Below are 18,993 nucleotides of genomic sequence, written 5' to 3'. Positions count from 1 at the left end.
ATCCCATGCCATACCATCTTTTCAAGTGCAGTGAATGCATACCCGATCGCAAGATGCACGCCGTGGTCAAGGGCGAGAACGAAGATTTGTCCTCCTGCCTGCCGCTGGGCTATCTGAACACCATACCCGGCACCATTTCCGAACGCGGGTGCGCCTTCTGCGGGGCCAAGCACGTTATCGGCACGCCCATGAAGGACGTTATCCATCTCTGCCACGGCCCCGTGGGATGCACCTACGATACATGGCAGACCAAACGGTACATCAGCGACGATGGCAACTTCCAGCTCAAGTACACCTTTGCTTCGGACATGAAGGAAAAGCACGTGGTCTTCGGCGCAGAAGACCAGTTGCGCAACAGCATTGTAGAGGCTTTCAAGGCCTTCCCGCATATCAAGCGCATGACCATCTACCAGACCTGCGCCTCGGCCCTTATCGGCGACGACATCAACGCCCTGGCCCAGGAAATTATGGAAGAAATGCCCGATGTGGACATTTTTGTGTGCAACTCGCCCGGCTTCGCCGGCCCCAGCCAGTCCGGCGGGCACCACAAGATCAACATCGCCTGGATCAACCAGAAAGTCGGCACCTGTGAGCCGGAAATCACCAGCCGCTACGTGATCAACTATGTGGGCGACTACAACATCCAGGGCGATGTGGAAGTCATGTGCGACTACTTCCGCCGCATGGGCATTCAGGTGCTTTCGGTCTTCACGGGCAACGGCCGCTACGACGACCTGCGCGGCATGCACAAAGCCCAGCTCAACGTGCTGGAGTGCGCCCGCTCGGCCGAGTACATCTGCAACGAACTGCGCACCCGCTACGGCATCCCCCGGTTGGATATCGACGGCTTCGGCCATGAAATGGTCAGCGAATCCCTGCTCAAAATCGGACTTTTCTTCGGGCTGGAAAAAGAAGCCCAGGCCATCATTGACGAGGAGACCGCCCGCTGGAAGCCCGAACTGGACTGGTACGCCAAGCGGCTCAAGGGCATCAAGGTCTGCCTGTGGCCCGGCGGCTCCAAGCTGTGGCACTGGGCCCACATCATAGAAAAGGAAATGGGCCTGAACGTGGTTTCCATCTACTCCAAGTTCGGCCACCAGGGCGACTTTGAAAAGGGCATAGCCCGCGTCAAGCCGGGAACCCTCGCCATCGACGATCCCAACGAGCTTGAAGGCCTGGAGGCAATGGAACAGTGGAAGCCGGACATCATCTTCACCGGCGTGCGCCCCGGCGAGGTCGCCAAAAAAATCCGCGTGCCCTATCTGAACGCCCACGCCTACCACAACGGCCCGTGGAAAGGATTTGAAGGCTGGGTGCGTTTTGCCCGTGACATTTACAATGCCGTGTATTCGCCCATCCACCAGTTGTCCGGCATTGATATCAGCAAGGACGACTTCCCGCTGGATCGCGGGTTCATGACCCAGAGGCTGATATCCGGCCCGGATATCAAGGACGAGAATGGCGAACGCCAGTATACGGGCAAGTACGACTGCGTGACCCCGTTGCGCAGCAAGGAATACCCGCCCTACCCCGAACCTCTTTCACAGGCCGTGTAGAGCAGGAGCAGAGACATGGGAGCCCAAACAAACGATCACTATGTGGAAAAAGTCATCGACTACATCATGCGCAAATGCCTGTGGCAGTTCCACTCACGGGCCTGGGACAGGGAGCGGCAGAACACGGGCATCATGACCCAGACCACGCAGATACTCTGCGGCGAGCAGCCCGACGTTCAAACCCCCGAAAACCGCTGCTACTGGGTTGATGCTGTCATGATGGCCCGGGGCCTGATCGGAGAAAACCCCGAACTGGCGGACATGAACAGCGACGACATCCGCCTGTTCATGACTGATGCCAAAAAGCGGCTGGATTTTCTGACTATTCACGGTTCGCTGAACCAGGAACTGACAGATCCCAAGTACTGAGTACCAGTCCAAGCAGAAGAGGTGAGCCATGTCTTGCGAAATAATGGAAAAAGAACGGTCAGGGGTCATCAACCCCATTTTCACCTGTCAGCCCTGCGGCGCGCAGTATGTCAGCATCGGCGTCAAGGACTGCATCGGCATTGTCCACGGCGGTCAGGGCTGCGTCATGTTCGTGCGCCTGCTGTTTGCCCAGCACTTCAAGGACAACTTCGAAGTGGCGTCCTCCTCCGTGCATGAAGACGGCGCGGTCTTCGGGGCCACCAACCGGGTGGAAGAAGCCGTGGACGTGCTGCTCATGCGCTATCCTGACGTGAAGGTGGTGCCCATCATCTCCACCTGTTCCACAGAAATCATCGGCGATGACATCGATGGCGTGGTGACCAAGCTTAACAACGGCCTGCTCAAGGAAAAATATGCAGACCGTGAAGTGCACCTCATCGCGATACATACGCCAAGCTTCGTGGGCAGCATGATCAGCGGCTACGACATCGCGCTGCGTGATTTTGTGACGCACTTCGCCGAAAAGGGCGAACCCAACGGCAAGCTCAACCTCCTTACCGGATGGGTGAACCCCGGTGACGTCAAGGAGCTCAAGCACCTGCTCAGCCTGATGGATGTGGACGCCACCGTACTTCTGGAAACCGAAAGTTTCGACTCTCCCCTGTTGCCCGACGGCACGGGCAAGTCCCACGGCAGCACCACCATTGCGGATCTCAAGGGAACCGCCAACGCCGTGGGCACCATTGCCCTGGCCCGGTACGAAACAGGCAGGGCGGCAAAATACCTTGAAAAAGAGTTCGACCTGCCCACAATTATAGGCCCTACGCCCATAGGCATCCGCAATACGGACGTTTTTTTGAAAAACGTGCAGAAGCTCACGGGCAAGCCCATCACGCAGGCCCTTGTACACGAACGCGGCATAGCCATGGATGCCCTTGCTGACCTCACCCATATGTTCCTGGCGGACAAAAAGGTGGCCATCTACGGCAATCCCGATCTGGTCATCGGCCTTGCCCAGTTCTGCCTTGATCTGGAAATGAAGCCCGTGCTGATCCTGCTTGGCGACGACAACCCGCATTATGCCGAAGATCCACGTCTCAAGGAAATGAAGGACAATGTGGACTTTGACATGCAGATCGTTACCAACGCCGACCTCTGGGATCTGGACGGTCGCCTCAAGCGGGGCGAAGTGGAGCTGGATCTCATACTCGGCCACTCCAAGGGGCGCTGGGCCGCCATAGACAACAACGTGCCCATGCTGCGCGTGGGCTTTCCCACCTATGACCGTGCCGGTCTCTACCGCTATCCCGTCATGGGGTACGCCGGAGCCACATGGCTTGCGGAAAATATGGCCAACACCCTGTTTACCGATATGGAATACAAAAAGAACAAGGAATGGATACTGAACGTCTGGTAGTTGTTCGCAGTGTGCCTGCCTTCAGACAATCACCCTCAACACGGACATGCAGTCATGGATATCACCGCCAGCTTTGAAAGATACGGGCGCAAGGACAGGCAGTACTATTTCGCCTATGGCTCCAATATGCATCCCGCCCAGATCAGCACGCGTTGCGCCGCGCCCCGCGCGGTCTGCACCGCCTGCCTGGCAGATCACAAGCTGGCTTTTCATGGGCGCAACAGGGTTTGGGACGGCGGCATGGCAACCGTCGTTCCGGCCCCTGAGCGCGAGGTTTGGGGAGTTTTGTACGAACTGGGCTTCGGCGACAGCCTCAGCCTTGACCTGTGGTGCAGTGCGCGGCTGGACGGCGGCGGGGCCTATTTTCATTATCCTGTGCTTGTGCGCGATGGCGCTGGCGAAGAGCACGCGGCAGTGCTGTACAAAAAGGACGTGCTCGGCAAGCCTGTGCCCCCCAGCAGCGAGCACATGGCATTCATTCTGGAGGCGGCCCGCATGCGCAGTCTGCCTCCCCGGTATCTGCAAATTCTGGAAACTATGGAAAGCACGCCCGCGCGCTATGACGTCCCACGGGAGGCAAAACAGCTGCACGGCGTGCTCGTGGAAGCTACCTGCCATGAGTGCGCCGGGTAAGACCAGGCGGTCTGGCCCTCTGCCCGGCGCGCCCCTTCAGGCAAAGCCAAAGCAATGACAACCGTTCAGCACTTCAAAGGAGAGCGCATGCAGGCGCGCATGAAGGAACACCAGCTCACGGCGGATCAGATAGTGGCCCTTCTGGACAAGGCCCCTGTGGGGCATCTTGGCACTGTGGATGAAAAGGGCTTTCCCTATGTAACGCCCGTCCACTTTGTCCATCTTGACGACAGCATATATTTTCATGGCCTTGCCAGGGGGCGCAAGCTCTCCAACCTTGCCGCCTGCCCCAAGGTCTGTTTTGAGGTTGCGGGCGAACACAGCTACATCCAGGCAGAGACCCCGTGCGACACCAATACGGCCTATCAGAGCGTCATCATCACGGGCAGGGCCGCAACGGTGGACGCTCCTGACCTGAAAACCCGCGCGCTTGACGCCATTGTCGCCAAGTATACGCCGCAGCACAGCGGCGCGAGCTTTCCCGTAAACATGCTGCAAATGACGGCCGTGGTAGAAATCACCATTATTGAAATTACCGGGAAGTACTATGCCTAGTTTCAGGGCAGGGATACACGGATATAAAGGGAAACGCTGATTTATTCCGTTTGGCGGCGTTGCTTCACTTTTTTTGAAACAGTCGAGGACGGAAGAGTTCACTCCTGCTTCAAAAAAAGATCGCGCCTTGTCAAACGAAAGAACTGCGCGTTTCCAGGAGGCTCTTTGCTTCCAAAGAAGTTCCCCACGGAACCGGCTTGCGGACGGCGCGGGTGTGAACAAGGCCATGTGAGGCCAGAACCGCGCCACCGTTCATGTACCCTGAAAGATGGTTCGGTTTTTCATGTGTGTCGAACTCCATGACGCAGAGCTTCAGTGCGAGGCCGACGAATGCAGGGGCAAAATCATCTCCCTGCTTCTAGGGGTCGGCAAACTGCTTTCCGAGCAGAACGACATCGTGGCGGCTCTGGACAGCCTGTTGTCCTATATGCGGCGGCATATGGGCATGCAGCGCGCCGCCATAAACCTGCTGCACAGGGAATCAGGGCATGTTTTTGCCTACCGCTGCATGGGCATGACCCCCTCGGAACAGGACAGGGGCGTGTACAACGTTGGCGAGGGCATCACCGGCAAGGTTGTGGAAAACGCGACGCCCATCGTGCTGCGGCGCATCGGCAGCGAACCGGATTTTCTCAACCGCACCGGAACCATCATGCTGGCCAGCGACAAGGACATGTCCTTCATCTGCGTGCCCATCCACCTGGGCCCCAAGGTTTTGGGAGCCATCAGCGCCAGCCGTTTGTACCGGAGCGATGCAGCGCTGCGCAAGCATGTGAACGTCCTGAGCGTCATGGCGCAGATGCTGGCTCATGCCGTTGAGCTGTATCTTGTGGAAAACATTGACCGTGTGGAATGGGAAAAGCGCACCCGTCTGCTGCTCAGCCAGTTGAAGGAACGTTTTCACCCCGACAACATGATCGGCATTTCCCGCCCCATGCAGGAGGTGTATGAACTCATCCACAAGGCTTCACCCACCAAGGTGACGGTACTTCTGCTGGGCGAAAGCGGCGTGGGCAAAGAAATGGTGGCCAACGCCCTGCACTATGGCGGGCTGCGGCCCGGCGGCCCCTTTATCAAATGCAACTGCGCCGCCCTGCCCGAAAGCATCGTGGAAAGCGAGCTTTTCGGGCATGAAAAAGGCTCCTTCACCGGGGCCAGCTTTCGCAAGGGACGCTTTGAAGATGCTGACGGGGGCACCATTTTTCTGGACGAAGTGGGCGAACTGTCGCTGGCCGTGCAGGCCAAGCTGCTGCGATTGCTGCAAGAGCGCCAGTTCGAGCGTGTGGGCGGCAACCGCAGCATTGCCGTTGACATCCGCATCATCGCCGCCACCAACCGCGACCTTGCCGAAATGGTGGCGCAGGGCACGTTCCGCGAAGACTTGTACTACCGTCTGAATGTCTTTCCCGTAATTATTCCTCCGCTGCGTCAGCGCGGAGACGATGTGGTGGCCCTGGCGGAGCACTTCATGAGCTATTATGCCAAGGAGGCGGAAAAAAACATCACGGGCATTTCCACATCAGCCATGAATCTGCTGGTGCGTCACAACTGGCCCGGCAACGTACGCGAACTTGAGAACGTCATTCACCGCGCCGTGATCCTGGCTGAAGGCGAGATCCTTCACGCTCACGACCTGCCCCTGGCATTGCACCCGCAAACGTCCTCCGGCAAGGGGCAGCCCCCCAATCTGGAAAACAGGCTGGCGTCCATTGAATATGACATGCTGGTGGAAACCCTGCGCAGATGCCAGGGCAATATGAGCAAGGCCGCCGAAGCCCTGGGGCTTACGCGGCGTACCATGGGCCTGCGCATGAAGCGCTTCAACCTGAACTACAAGCAGTTCCGCCAGGGCGGGTAAGGCTTCAGACTATGTTGCCGGGCGAAACTCCTGTGCGTGCCGCCCCTTTGGCCACATACAGTTTTTCAGCTGAGCACGCCTGTCAAAACTCCGAACCCGCTTTTTCCTTCTTTCCCCGGCCCGGCCGCGCACTGCTGATGAGCACGCCAGCCACCACAAGCGCCCCGCCCACGAGGCTCAGGAAGGGCAACCGCTCACCGGCCATGCGTCCGAAAATCGCCGCCCACACGGGTTCCCCGGCATAAATGAGGGTGGCGCGGGTGGGCGAAATGGTTTTTTGCGCCCAGTTCATGACCAGTTGAATGAGGGCAGTGGCAACCCCAAGCCCGCAGGCGCTGCACACGAGCAACCATGAAAAGTCAGGAACGGATTCGCCCACAATGGGCATGAGGCTGAAACTCAGTATGGAGGTAACCGTCACCTGCACAACCGTGACCCTGCGCACGTTCACCGACCCCGCAAAGTAGCTGATGAACAAAATCTCAAGAGCGCAGGCCACGGCCCCCAGAAGCGTGAGCATCTCGCCAGCGCCGAAGCCAAGCGAAACGCCGTCTGGCCCGGCCAGCAAAATCAGCCCCACCAGGGCGCAGCCCACGCCAAGCCACGCCATGTTGCTTGGCCGATGCCGCATGAACAGCCATTGTAGAACAGGCACGGCAGGCACATAAAAAGCCGTTATAAACGCCGACTTGCTGGCAGAGATGGTCACAAGCCCATACGACTGCAAGGCATAGCCGCCCAGCAGCGAAAGCCCTATGAGGGAACCGGCAAAAAGCTCGTGCACGGTGAGTCCACGCAGAATGGGCAAGGAAATGACCAGGAGCGCCAGAGCCGCCGATCCAAAACGCAGACCCACAAAAAACAGGGGGCCGGTAACATCCAGAGCGTTGCGTATGATAAGAAACGTCGTGCCCCAGATCATGGTCACGCCAACCAGCGCCCATTCGCCCTGGCTGAGCTGAAAAAATCTTTTATCCCGCATGATGGCAAATACCTGATCCCTCGTGAGCAGGCTGGGGCAAAACATTTTTGCCGCAGCAGATGTAAAACAACGCGATTTGCAATTGTCTGCCGATCCCAATACCAGGCGCTCGGCGTAACTGCCATTACAAGTAACATGCTCCAAAGCACAAAAAAATCGCCGGACGATTGCGGCAAGCGCATTGAGGCCGCATTGCAGCCCCCGACTCCGGCCTGGGCACTGTAGCTTGTGACAGCGCAAAAGGGAACCGGCAAAACCGGTTCCCTTTCTGCGGCCAGAACATGGCCGGGGTCATACCTTTCGTGACGCCACTGGCCTCACGAAAGCGAAAACATCACAAATTGTATTTTTTCTTCGCCTTGTACCCAAGCCACACAAGAACCAGCCATACCGGCACCGCCTGCACAGAGCCAGCCATGCCGATCTGCGTCAGCACCACAAGCACCACTGCCATGAAAAGCAGGCAGAGATAGTTTGACAGCGGATACCAGAAGGCTTTGAACACGATCTTTTCACCGGCTTTAACCTTGGCCGCCCGGAACTTTATGTGCGTAAGGCTGATCATGGCCCAGTTGATGACAAGGGCCGCCACCACCAGAGCCATAAGCATGCCAAGAGCCTGGGCGGGCATAAAGTAGTTCAGCAGCACGCACAACAGCGTTGCGCCCGAGGATATCATAAGGGCGGGAACCGGCACGCCCCTGGCGCTGACTCTGGCCAGAGCCTTGGGCGCATTGCCCTGAAGCGCCAGCCCGTAAAGCATGCGGCTGTTGCAGTACACGCAGCTGTTGTACACGGACAGCGCCGCAGTCAGCACCACAAAGTTGAGCACATGCGCCGCCGAGGGCACGCCGATAAGATCAAAAATCTGCACAAAGGGGCTGGCCACCATGGCTTCAGCCCAGCGGCTCTTGTCCACTGAAGCGCCAAGCTGGTTCCAGGGGTGCAGGGTCAGCAGCACGGTGAGCGCGCCGATGTAGAAGATGAGAATGCGGTAGATAAGCTGGTTGACGGCCTTGGGGATGGTTTTTTGCGGATTGGCCGTTTCTGCGGCGGCAATGCCCACAAGTTCAAGCCCGCCAAAAGAAAAGCTCACCACGGCCAGAGAAGTGAAAACGCCGCCCCAGCCTCTGGCAAAAAAGCCGCCGTATTCCCACAGATTGCTGACGCTGGCATCAGGCCCGGCGTTGCCGGACACCAGCAAAAAGGTGCCAAGGCCAATCATGGCCACAATGGCCGCAACCTTGATGGAGGCGAACCAGAATTCCATTTCGCCAAAAACGCCCACCTGGGCAAGGTTAATGCCATTGATGAGAAGAAAGAAAAAGGCCGTGGTCTGCCACGGCTCAATACCAGGGAACCAGTATTGCACATACACGGCCACGGCAGTGAGTTCCGACATGCCCACCAGCACGTAGAGTATCCAGTAGTTCCAGCCAGAGAGCAGACCGGGAAATTCGCCCCAGTACTTGTAGGCAAGATTGCTGAAAGACCCGGCCACAGGCTCCTGCGCCATCATTTCGCCAAGCTGGCGCATGATGAGAAACGCGATAAACCCGCCGATGGCATAGCTGAGAATAACGGCAGGGCCAGCCATTTGAATCGTGCCCGCAGACCCGAGAAAAAGGCCTGTGCCTATGGCTCCGCCAAGGGCAATCAGCTGGATGTGCCTGTTTTTTAAGGCACGATGTAGTTCTTGTGTGTCTTTTTTCATACCTGGCCCTTAGGTTATAATGATTCGGGAAGCCATAGCAGCATTCCGAACTTTTGAAAAGACGGCAGGCCCCGGTGCAAGGTCTTCAATATCTCCGAAGCGGCTTTGGCCCTACGGATTTTTTTTACGAGCATGTAAAAAGTCCCTCGGCATACTGGACAGATGCGCGTCAGTATCGTAAAATTTTTTTGAATAATAAATTTTTTAATAAAAATAGCAGTACTGCGGCCAATACCGCTGAAAATGGACGCAGAGTACGCCAAAACGGACATCTTTCGTCAACTACAGGAGATCGCCATGAGTACAGTTTTGGGAACGCTTGACCATGTTCTGCTGATGGCCCCCGGCCCCAGCCCCGTTGCCGCCAACGTCCTTCAGGCCATGAGCCTGCCCACCCTTGGCCACCTTGACCCCGACTGCATCAAGGTTATGGACGCCATTCAGGGGCAGTTGCGGGCCGTGTGCAAAACCGGCAACGACGTGACCTTTCCCATTTCTGGCACAGGCTCGGCCGGTATGGAAACGTGCTTCGTCAACCTGATTGAGCCCGGCGACGCCGTGCTTGTGATCAATAACGGCGTGTTCAGTTCCCGCATGGTGGAAGTGGCCTCGCGGCTTGGCGCAAACGTGGACGTGGTGGAAAGCCCCTGGGGCACGCCCGTCAAGGTGCAGGACGTCAAGAACCAACTGGCGAAAAAGCATTACAAGATTCTGGCCGTGGTGCATGCCGAGACATCCACGGGCGTCAACAACCCTGTTGCCGAATTGGGCGAACTCGTCAAGGGCAGCGACACCCTGTACCTCGTGGACAGCGTGGCCGGACTTGGCGGCGTGGACGTGCAGGTGGACAACTGGGGCGTCGATGCCTTTTACAGCGGTTCGCAAAAATGCCTTTCCGTCCCCCCCGGCCTGGCGCCCGCGTCTTTCTCCGAGGCCGCCATGGACGCCATGGCCAAACGCAAGACCAAGGTGCCCAACTGGTATCTGGACGTATCGCTTATCCGCAAGTACTGGGAAGGCTCCCCGCGTGTATACCACCATACCGCGCCCATAAACATGTACTACGGCCTGCACCAGGCCCTGGATAATCTGCTGACCGAAGGGCTGGACGCGGCTTTCGCGCGCCACAAGGCCATGCACCAGCGCCTGGTGGACGGCCTCGCTGCCCTGGGCTTCAGCCTCTATGTGAAGGAAGGCGCGGCTCCGCAGGTGAACCTCTTTGTGCCGCCCGCTGGCGTGGACCCCAACGCGCTGAAGGGCTGCCTGCGCGAAAAGCATAAAATCGAAGTGGCTGGCGGGCTGGGCGCCCTGGCTGGCAAGGTGCTTCGTGTGGGCGTTATGGGCGAAGGCGCGCGGCCTGAAGCCATTGACAAGCTGCTCGCGGCCATTCGTGCCTGCATGGGCAAATAAGTCCCCGAACCATCCCGGCGGGCGGCGGTCAAGGCTGCCGCCCGCATTCAGAATACGTTCAAAAAAATTCTGTCAGTGGCGGAAGGGCATGGCGTCAATGCGCCAACCCCTGTTTTTCCGCGCGCTACACGCCAGATGCCCCACAGACATTGAGTGTAACTGCCCGAAATTGCGAGCACCGCCGCAGGTCATGACGCATGCCCTGCCAATGGCGACAGCTTCTGCGTGGAGCAGGCCGTGGGCACAGATGTAGGCACACCAGCTGCCTTTATTTGGGGTTTGAGCGGCGCACAGGTTGAGGCCTTCGCCGCGCTGGCTACCTGCCCGGCGAGAGCATTCGGTCAACGGTTGATGCAAAACTTTGCGGGCAAGAGAAAATGTGATTGCGTCTTCAGTTGAGCGTCAGCACATGCGACCGCATGAATGTCTCAAGGCGTCACAGCGCCAGCGCTCAAACCTTTTCTTCGTTACTCTCTGCCTTAACCGCCATGGCCTTGCTGATGGAGGCGGCGCGGCGTTCACTGTTTTTCTTATTTTCAATCTCTTCTGATACGCGCCTGAAAAAATCCTCCGACTGAACACGCAAAGCTTCGCAAATGGAATAGATTGCATTGACTGTCGGCTTTTTCAACTCCCGTTCAATGTCTCGCAAATAGCGTCTCTCAAGGCAGGCAAAGTCAGCCAGAGATGACTTTGTCATGCCGCGCTCTGCCCGCAAAACCTCAATCACCCTGGCAATGGCGCTCGAAAGGTACGGATATACTTTCATGAGTATTAATTACACCAATTTCTGCCGATGAACATGTGCTATAGTACTCATAAATTGAGTACTATAGTTCACTTTCCTTTTTTCTGGTTTATTTCTTGAACAACAATTGCCGCACAATTCTTTTTTACACATATTCATACCCCCTATATTTCAGTCATTCTGCTTTAAAAAACATTTTCATGCCCCACCTTTAATAGGTTTATAAATAAATAGATATCCACTGCACATATGATGCAACACAAATATACATTACACACTATTAATATTATTACACACATATAGTTATTCAATAACGCAGTTATAAGTTACACAAGATTATTAAACGATTTGTAGTTATGTTTATCAGAAGTAAAAATTAAACATTAATTATTATCATAAACGTTACTGCGTCACAGGGCCAGTAAAATTGGTAATCACATATTGGCATATTAAATTATTGTTAAACATTTTTCTTTATTTTCAAGAGCTTTTGACATCCAAAAAAGAGAGCAGCCATTATTATCAGTTATCAAGTTAACAACACATCTAAAAATAATTTATTATTTTATATCACAGCGTTATGGATACGTTTCTTGCCAAGGGGCGCAATACCTGAACAAATTGCCCGCACCAGCCAATTGATACTTGCTTCAGCGATCCAATAAAGGTAGAGTAATCCATCATTTGTCACCAATCCATTACTGCGAGCCAAGTTTCCGTCTCTTTTTCTCCACGCAGCGAATGTTGGGCCAGGGTGACGTGATTTACGTATTTGTTGCCCTGATCGCTGGCGCCTCCATAAAACATAGACTATGCTATATACAGGGTAGTTCCCCCGGCTTGCTCAAAACCCACTGCGCGGGTGGTATGCTTCTGTAGCATCGGACAAACGCTTCCCTATGATCTGCGAAACCTGAGGAAAGCGCGCATGAAGATGTTTCAGTTCAGAACCCTTTTGCTGGTTCTTTCAATTCTGCTCTACTCGAGCCTCTGCCCGCGCGCCCACGCGCAGGAAGAGGCTGTGCGCGTGGGTTTTTTTGAATTCGGCGACTACATGTTTCGTGCCCGTAGCGGCCAGTACCAGGGGCTCATCTTTGAGTTTCTGCAAGAAATTTCCCGAACCACTGGCATGCGTTACAAAGTTGTGGACTGCGGCAACTGGACCCGTAGTCTGGAAATGCTTGAAAACGACCAGATAGACCTTTTACCCTTCACCTTTTTTACGCCCGAACGGGCCGAAAAGATGCTCTTTCCCAACCTGCCCCTTGCCAATTCCTTCATGACCATCACCGTCAGAGAAGATGACGCACGCTACACCTTCGAAGACTATGCCGCATTGGACGGCATGCGCGTGGGCGTTCTGGCCAACACCAAGAACGTCCCTGCCCTTGAAGCCTTTATGCGTGATCACAACCTGAACTTGACGCTGGTGCCCTACATTGACATGCAAAGCCTGCTGCAAGCCCTGCGTGACAAGGAACTGGACGGCGTGGGCATCAGCAACCTTGGCAAAAACAATCCCTTTCGCATTATCGCACAATTTTCGCCAGAACCTTTTTACATTGCCGTCAACAAGCGCAAGCCCGAAATCCTCGCCATGATGAATGCGGGTCTGGACAAAATCATCTTGCGCAATCCTTCCTACGGACAAGATCTTTACGGCAAATACCTGTCAACCAATATAGCAAAGCTACAAGTTTTTACATCCGAGGAGCAGGCATTCCTTCGTGAGGCCCACGAGATCACGGTGGCCTACGACCCAACCTGGGTGCCACTTACATATAGCCACCCAGAAACACATGAATTTTATGGTATCGTTGCGGATGTTTTTAAAAAAATACAGCAAATGACCGGCCTTAAATTTAAATTCATTCCCATGCCCCAGGATCGAGCCCTGAGTATGCTCACTGGAGGCGAAATCGATGCCATATGCGCCCTGACGGGCGGCTTTATCTGGGACAAAAAACTGCAAATCCGCACCACACGCCCCTACCTTCGAACAGCCGCCGCGCAAATCCGCCGACGTGACGATGCGGCCCCCCCCCAGCACATAACACTGCAACGTGGCTACCTGCTCTCGGCCCACGTGGCCGAAAACAATTCCGACAAAAAAATCAGCTTTCACGGCACTCTGGCCGAGTGTCTCGACGCCCTTATCAACAATAAAGCGGACGTGGCCTATTCCAACATTTACACCGCCAACTATCTTATCAAGAATCCCCGTTATGCAGGCCTGGTCATAAGCCCTGTAGATACCTACGAAAACGATCTCAGAGTCGGCATTTCGCGGCAAGCCGACAGCCGCCTGTTTGCCGTGGTGGATAAAAGTCTGCAATTTTTGCCCATAGAGCAAATTGACGACCTTGTGCTCAAGCACAGCGTACCCAACCGCGAGACCACCCTCAAAGAGTTCATTGCCCAGTATCCCCTCGGAGCGTTCAGTACCCTCATGGCGGTCTCCCTCATCATCACCCTGCTCCTGGGCATCAACCTGGCCATCAAATCAAGCAGCAACAAGCGCATACAGATGCTGCTCCACCGCGACACGCTTACCGGCCTTTCCAATCTCTATAAATTCAGGCAGGACTGTACCCAGCTTCTCAAAAGCGCCGGCGCCAACGGGCATGTCCTGCTGTTCGGGGATATCTGCCAGTTCAAGACGATCAACAACCAGTACGGTTTTTCCACCGGCGACCAGCTGCTGTGCGCCTACGCGGAAATCCTGCGCGACAATGTGGCCGAAAATGAACTGTGCGCGCGTATTTCTGCCGATATGTACGTTCTGCTCCTGTGCTATGACGGATGGGAAAACCTGAAGGCCCGCCTGCGCCGCATGGATGATGAACTGGATCGCTGGCGTCAGCAGCTGGAAATGCCCTACAGGATCAACACGGTCTATGGCGCGTATACCGTCAACCGCACAGAAGGCCGCGACGTGCAGCTCATGCTGGATCTTGCCAACTACGCACGGCGCGAAGCCAAACGAAACAGCACCTTCAACGTGCTGCTGTATGACGAACACATGCGTCAGGAAGCCCTGCTGCACCAGGAACTCAACGGCAGGCTTGAAACCGCACTCAAAGAAGGGGAACTGGTGCCCTGGTTCCAGGCCAAGGTAGATATGCGCACGGGAGCCATTATCGGCAGCGAGGCTTTGGTGCGCTGGAACCACCCTGTCCACGGCCTGCTCATGCCTGGCAGCTTTATCCCGCTGTTCGAGCGCAACGGCCTTGTGGTGGACATAGACATGCACATTTTCGAGCAGGTCTGCATGACCATGCAGAGTTGGCGCTTGCGTAACCTGCCCCTGCGCACCGTTTCATGCAATTTTTCACGCCTGCACTTTGACCGCCCCGAATTCCCGCGCCAACTGGTTGAAATCGCCGGGCGCTACGCCATTCCGCACGACTTGCTGGAAGTGGAGATCACGGAAAGCGCGATTATGAAGAACCCCGAAGCTGCCTGGCTGCGCCTGATCCAGCTCAAACAGTTCGGCTTCAAGACGGCCATTGACGATTTCGGCTCAGGCTACTCCTCGTTGGGTCTGGTGCAGATGCTCAATGCGGACGTTATCAAGATCGACCGCAGCTTCGTGCAGCGCGACCTGCCTGGGCAGAGGGCGCAGATAGTGCTTGGCAGCATCATCAGGCTCGCCCTGGAACTGGAAATGGCCGTCATTTGCGAAGGTGTGGAAACGGCTGAACAGGCTGCCATTCTCATGCGGCTTGGCTGCTTCAAGGCCCAGGGTTTCTACTACGCCACGCCTGAGCCCGAAAACGAATTTGAAGCCCGCCTGGCCATGCAGATCTCCTGACGCATACGCCTCAAAAAAAAGCGCTGGCATTTTTGTCTGCCAGCAGGCTTTTTTGAAGGGGCATTTTTGCGTACAGGCCGCTGCCACCCCAAAATACTATTCACAGATGTTAAGCCGCCCGCTCCGTCCATGACAACGCAGACAATCTACGCTTGCGCCGTAACGGCGATTCCCTGTTCGCCAGCCGACAGAACAGCCTGGCCCCTCAATGGCTCCGGCGCAGTTACATCTTGAGGTGGCTGCAGCCTGAAGGACATTGCCTCTGCATCCCCGCCTCAGCCCCAAAAACACGCTGCACCCTGCTGGAGCAGATTAACTTTGAGAATATACATTCTCAAAGTTTAAGGCACGCTTACTTCGGCGTTTAACCGCGCAGTTTATCTGCGCAGATAAACTGCGCTTACGCCTCCGTAGCGGACGTCTGCTCACCCAGCCGTCAGAGCAATGTAAACGTTAAATTGCTCTAGAAGTCAGACCCGCCCTTTTCATCGGGATCGGGTCGCCTGTCTGTTTTTTCCTGATCCATGCTGTGCAAAATGAGGCTCATGAGCCGCCGTGTCTGCACTTCTCCGTCAAACTCCCGCAGGATTGTCTGCTGGGCATTGGAGCGCACCTGGTCAAGGGAAGGGGATTTTTCCAGGACATCCGCAATAGTGACCGCCATGGCCTCGGCATCCCAAAAGTCGCATAAATAGCCGTTGACCCCGTCACGGATGATTTCCCGCACTGGCGGTGTGTCGGAGCCCACAATCAACGCTCCGCAGGCCATGCCTTCCAGCAGGCCCGTGGTCAGCGCGTGGGGGGCTGCCAGATACACGTGCACCGTGGAGGCCCGCAAAAGCTCACGGTATTCCTTCAGCGGTCGCGGGCCCAGCACGTGTACGCGCACGCGCTGATCCGGCGTCAGGTTCAGGCTGTCCACACTGCGCGCGGCCTCTTCTTCCAACTTGCGCGCAGGTTTGTCGTCCGCGCATTCCGGGCGTGCCCCGACCTGCGCATTTTCCAGCCATGAAAGCAGTACAAGACAATTGGGTCTTTGCTCAAGCAAACGGGGCAGGCAGGCGATGAACTGCTGAAAACCGCGCGCGCTCTCGTGCGGGGGGCCAAAGAAACTGACAAGCTCACCGCTGCGTTCTTCCTGATTTTCTGAAGGCGAAAAAAAGCGGGTATTGATGCCGCTGTGCACCACATGCAGCCTGCTGGCCAGAAAGTCGGGATACTGCGCGCGCTGCCACAGGGATGAAGTCACGGCCAGATCGCACTCGCCTAGGGCGTTGTATTCCCAGAGGTTGGCCACCCGCGCCAGAGCAAAGTCAGCAGCCGGGCGAGGTTTGCCACGGGTAAAAAAACAGTGACTCTCGCCCTGGGTATAAAACCAGTCCGCCTGGCCCACATAAAAGGCTTTTGGGAAAATGTCGCGCACGTAGAAGCTGCCGCCCATGCTGGCCGACGCGCAGAGGATGTCTGGCAAAAAGCCTTCCTTGCGCAGCGCCAGCAGGGCATTGCCCGCCCGTGCGCCACGCCGCAGTCGCGTGACGATTTCTCTTTCAGCCGGATCATCACTGTCGCAGGAAGAAGGGGGGGCCAGCCGCAGGCGGCGTACTCCGGGAATGGTAGTTTTCTGGCCGGATTCAGCCAGAAAAAGCACTGTATTTTCCCGCTGGGTTCCAAATGCCTGGGCCAGGGAACGAAACCGGCCAGGGAACACGGAATTCAAAAATAATAACCTCATAAGGCCTATCCACTCATATCGGGTTCGCTGTCGCGATCATTTTCCAGCAAGTCGAGGAAAGCCCTGCCCTGCTCGGTTGGTAAAAACTGCCTGAGCGCCTCCATAACCCGCATATCATATTTGGGCGGCTGCTCCTCAAGGATTTCCAGGGCCTGCTCCACGCTATGGGCCTGACGGTAAGAACGCGTGCGTACCAGTGCGCAAAATGTATTGGCCACGGCCAGAATCCGGGCATTTTCACAAATGGCGTCACCGCTGAGCCCTTCGGGATACCCTGAGCCATCCATTCTTTCATACATTTGCACAATGGCTTCCATGACAGGCAGGCCAAAATCAATGCCCTCAAGGGCGTGCTTGGCGTACTCCACATGATTTTGCAAAAGCGCCCTTTCTTCGGGCGTGAGCATCCCCGACTTGGTGAACAGTTCCTTGGGCAGCTGTATCATGCCTATTTGCGAAAGGTTGGCTGCGGTGCGCAGGGTTGCCAGCGTCACAGGATCCGTCTTGCCAAGGCAGTACGCCAGGGTAACCGCCAGTTGGGCAGTGAGGGCGGAATGGCCGCGCAAATAGCTGTCTACGGTTTCGATGGCGCGCACAAAGGCATTGACGGTCTGGTTGACCATGCGCTGCGCTTTTTGCTGCGCCATGGCAAGGTCGGTCACGTCGCTGTACACAGACACAACGCCCGTCATACGCCCTGCCTCGTCCCTGAAGGGCGTGCAGGAAGTGAAGAAATAGCGCTGGTAGCCATCGACCATCAGGGTTTCGGTAAAGCTGGAAAGATGCCCGGACTGATGTACGGCCAGCGTGTGGGTAACAAGGCTGCGGGCCATATCCGGCCCAAGGTCGGTGTGGGGGTGCCCGCGCAGGGCATTTATATCCTTGCCCGCCATGCGGGCAAAACTCTGGTTGGCGTAAAAAATAACGCCGTTGAGGTCATTGAGCACAATGCCCGACGACAGGGCTGAATTCACCCCGTCCATAATCTGCTTTTGCTGGTTGACCACAGTATACAGCCGCCGCAACTGATCGGACACGGCGCGCTCCCTGCGGCCCACAAGCCACCACCACGAAGCGGCCATCATGATGCCGACCAGCGCGATGATCAGGCCCGCGCCCATGATGACGTTCCTGCGCAGCGAGCGGTAATCCGCATCAATACGGGCAGCCTCGACGCCCTGCTCCACCAGCCAGGGCAGGCGCGGCACGGGCAGCGCCTGGGTGTAGTTGACTTCATTTTCAGTGCCGCCGGGGCCGGGCTCGTTACGCATTTCCAGAGGCAGGCGGCCAGCTTCCAGCTTCCAGCCGGGCAGATCTACAAAGCCCTCGCGCACCGTGGGATCAATGCGCTGCAGCTGTTCGCCAAAATTCTGCAAAATGGCGGCGCTGTATTCCTTGCCGCCGCTATGCCGCGTGACGGCCTTGACCACAGGCAGCACGTTGTATGAGGCCAGCAGAACGGAAACGACCTTGTCGCCCGATGAATCCACATAGAGTGGAGCCTTGATGGGAAAGGCCATGTCCATGACCAGTTCGCCGTTCTGACGCCGCACAGGCATGAAGACGGGCTGCCCGGTCTTGAAGGCTTTTTCCAAAAAAGCGCGCTGCGCCTCGGTCAATACCGGCGGCGTGCCCGGGGACATATAGATTTCCAGGTCGGCATTGACCAGATACGCAGCCCAGAATGAATTTTTATCAATAAAATCTTTAAGCTGCCGAACCATCATGGGCAGGCGCGGGGCAAGACCGCTCAGGGGATCGCTTGTTGAGATCGCTTCTGCTGCCCTTACCGCGTCTTCTTGTGCTTCCGCACTTTCCGCATCGGCAAAAGGATCAGACATTGACAGCCCCTTGCCCTCTTTCTGCGCTTCACGCAGCAAGACCTCGGCAGGCAGGCGGGAACTGTCGACCTCTGCGGTAAAAAGGCGCAGAAGATCCAGCTCCACAAATACTTCCACCTGCTCGATGAGAGCTCCTGACCACACCGTCAGCAAGGCCACCTTGTTGTTGGTCTGCACATGCAGATTCTGCCCCACCTCCCGCAGCATGCGGGCACGGGAATTCTGCAGGTACCAGTTGGCCCCTATCACGACAACTACCGCCATGACCGCGAAGAACGCCAGCATGATGACTGCCGCTGTACGGTTGCGCGATTTTTTGTTTGAGGAATCCTGTTGTGCCATATGTCGTTCCTTTCGCGGCGGA

13 protein-coding genes are annotated in these 18,993 nt (G+C 56.3%); 8 read left to right on the top strand and 5 right to left on the bottom strand.

Annotation, left to right across the window (positions count from 1 at the left end; translation table 11 throughout):
• The first annotated feature begins 5 nt into the window (after positions 1-5).
• From anfD to RBR41_RS09055, 6 genes are all read left to right on the top strand, one after another.
• Entirely contained in the window at positions 6-1,556 is a 1,551-nt protein-coding gene (gene anfD, locus RBR41_RS09080) for a nitrogenase iron-iron protein, alpha chain (RefSeq protein ID WP_320352259.1), read from the top strand.
• 15 nt (positions 1,557-1,571) lie between these two features.
• Entirely contained in the window at positions 1,572-1,925 is a 354-nt protein-coding gene (gene anfG, locus RBR41_RS09075) for a Fe-only nitrogenase subunit delta (protein WP_320352258.1), read from the top strand.
• 28 nt (positions 1,926-1,953) lie between these two features.
• Positions 1,954-3,342: a Fe-only nitrogenase subunit beta gene (gene anfK, locus RBR41_RS09070; RefSeq protein WP_320352257.1), complete on the top strand. Its 1,389-nt coding sequence runs from the start codon at positions 1,954-1,956 to the stop codon at positions 3,340-3,342.
• A 54-nt stretch (positions 3,343-3,396) separates the two neighbouring features.
• Complete coding sequence (locus RBR41_RS09065; RefSeq protein ID WP_320352256.1) at positions 3,397-3,975, top strand: gamma-glutamylcyclotransferase family protein; 579 nt, start codon at positions 3,397-3,399, stop codon at positions 3,973-3,975.
• A gap of 87 nt (positions 3,976-4,062) precedes the next feature.
• A complete protein-coding gene (locus RBR41_RS09060; RefSeq protein ID WP_320352255.1) occupies positions 4,063-4,530 on the top strand; it encodes a pyridoxamine 5'-phosphate oxidase family protein in 468 nt (155 codons plus the stop codon).
• 283 nt (positions 4,531-4,813) lie between these two features.
• Entirely contained in the window at positions 4,814-6,388 is a 1,575-nt protein-coding gene (locus RBR41_RS09055) for a sigma 54-interacting transcriptional regulator (RefSeq protein WP_320352254.1), read from the top strand.
• Between the two features lie 82 nt (positions 6,389-6,470).
• On the opposite strand, the gene RBR41_RS09050 is transcribed toward RBR41_RS09055, so the two are convergent.
• Together RBR41_RS09050 and RBR41_RS09045 are read right to left on the bottom strand one after the other, a co-directional pair.
• On the bottom strand, positions 6,471-7,370 hold the full coding sequence (locus RBR41_RS09050; protein ID WP_320352253.1) for a DMT family transporter: 900 nt from the start codon (positions 7,368-7,370) through the stop codon (positions 6,471-6,473).
• A gap of 334 nt (positions 7,371-7,704) precedes the next feature.
• On the bottom strand, positions 7,705-9,084 hold the full coding sequence (locus tag RBR41_RS09045; protein WP_320352252.1) for an amino acid permease: 1,380 nt from the start codon (positions 9,082-9,084) through the stop codon (positions 7,705-7,707).
• A gap of 297 nt (positions 9,085-9,381) precedes the next feature.
• Here RBR41_RS09045 and RBR41_RS09040 point away from each other — a divergent pair, with 297 nt between their 5' ends.
• Complete coding sequence (locus RBR41_RS09040) at positions 9,382-10,494, top strand: alanine--glyoxylate aminotransferase family protein (RefSeq protein ID WP_320352251.1); 1,113 nt, start codon at positions 9,382-9,384, stop codon at positions 10,492-10,494.
• 451 nt (positions 10,495-10,945) lie between these two features.
• Here RBR41_RS09040 and RBR41_RS09035 read toward each other — a convergent pair whose 3' ends face one another.
• Positions 10,946-11,263, bottom strand: coding sequence for a helix-turn-helix transcriptional regulator (locus RBR41_RS09035; RefSeq protein ID WP_320352250.1), 318 nt, complete (start codon positions 11,261-11,263; stop codon positions 10,946-10,948).
• 907 nt (positions 11,264-12,170) lie between these two features.
• On the opposite strand from RBR41_RS09035, the gene RBR41_RS09030 reads away from it, so the two are divergent.
• Positions 12,171-15,056: an EAL domain-containing protein gene (locus tag RBR41_RS09030; RefSeq protein WP_320352249.1), complete on the top strand. Its 2,886-nt coding sequence runs from the start codon at positions 12,171-12,173 to the stop codon at positions 15,054-15,056.
• A gap of 463 nt (positions 15,057-15,519) precedes the next feature.
• On the opposite strand, the gene RBR41_RS09025 is transcribed toward RBR41_RS09030, so the two are convergent.
• Both RBR41_RS09025 and RBR41_RS09020 read right to left on the bottom strand, forming a co-directional pair.
• A complete protein-coding gene (locus tag RBR41_RS09025; RefSeq protein ID WP_320352248.1) occupies positions 15,520-16,704 on the bottom strand; it encodes a glycosyltransferase in 1,185 nt (394 codons plus the stop codon).
• Positions 16,705-16,793: 89 nt separating this feature from the next.
• The gene (locus RBR41_RS09020) at positions 16,794-18,971 is read right to left on the bottom strand and encodes an HD domain-containing phosphohydrolase (protein WP_320352247.1); all 2,178 of its coding nucleotides are present in this window, start codon (positions 18,969-18,971) and stop codon (positions 16,794-16,796) included.
• Positions 18,972-18,993: the final 22 nt, after the last annotated feature.

This window comes from Desulfovibrio sp. (genome assembly GCF_034006445.1).
Lineage (GTDB): Bacteria > Desulfobacterota > Desulfovibrionia > Desulfovibrionales > Desulfovibrionaceae > Desulfovibrio.
Note: the sequence above shows the minus strand (reverse complement) of the source record. Positions and strands in the feature narration are given on the sequence as shown.

Excerpts from the sequence above, each read along its gene's own strand:
- anfD (WP_320352259.1), top strand. The coding sequence starts at position 6 with ATGCCATACCATCTTTTCAAGTGCAGTGAATGCATACCCGATCGCAAG.
- anfK (WP_320352257.1), top strand. The coding sequence starts at position 1,954 with ATGTCTTGCGAAATAATGGAAAAAGAACGGTCAGGGGTCATCAACCCC.
- RBR41_RS09045 (WP_320352252.1), bottom strand. The coding sequence starts at position 9,084 with ATGAAAAAAGACACACAAGAACTACATCGTGCCTTAAAAAACAGGCAC.
- RBR41_RS09030 (WP_320352249.1), top strand. The coding sequence starts at position 12,171 with ATGAAGATGTTTCAGTTCAGAACCCTTTTGCTGGTTCTTTCAATTCTG.
- RBR41_RS09050 (WP_320352253.1), bottom strand. The coding sequence starts at position 7,370 with ATGCGGGATAAAAGATTTTTTCAGCTCAGCCAGGGCGAATGGGCGCTG.
- RBR41_RS09055 (WP_320352254.1), top strand. The coding sequence starts at position 4,814 with ATGTGTGTCGAACTCCATGACGCAGAGCTTCAGTGCGAGGCCGACGAA.
- RBR41_RS09020 (WP_320352247.1), bottom strand. The coding sequence starts at position 18,971 with ATGGCACAACAGGATTCCTCAAACAAAAAATCGCGCAACCGTACAGCG.
- RBR41_RS09060 (WP_320352255.1), top strand. The coding sequence starts at position 4,063 with ATGCAGGCGCGCATGAAGGAACACCAGCTCACGGCGGATCAGATAGTG.
- RBR41_RS09035 (WP_320352250.1), bottom strand. The coding sequence starts at position 11,263 with ATGAAAGTATATCCGTACCTTTCGAGCGCCATTGCCAGGGTGATTGAG.
- RBR41_RS09040 (WP_320352251.1), top strand. The coding sequence starts at position 9,382 with ATGAGTACAGTTTTGGGAACGCTTGACCATGTTCTGCTGATGGCCCCC.
- anfG (WP_320352258.1), top strand. The coding sequence starts at position 1,572 with ATGGGAGCCCAAACAAACGATCACTATGTGGAAAAAGTCATCGACTAC.
- RBR41_RS09065 (WP_320352256.1), top strand. The coding sequence starts at position 3,397 with ATGGATATCACCGCCAGCTTTGAAAGATACGGGCGCAAGGACAGGCAG.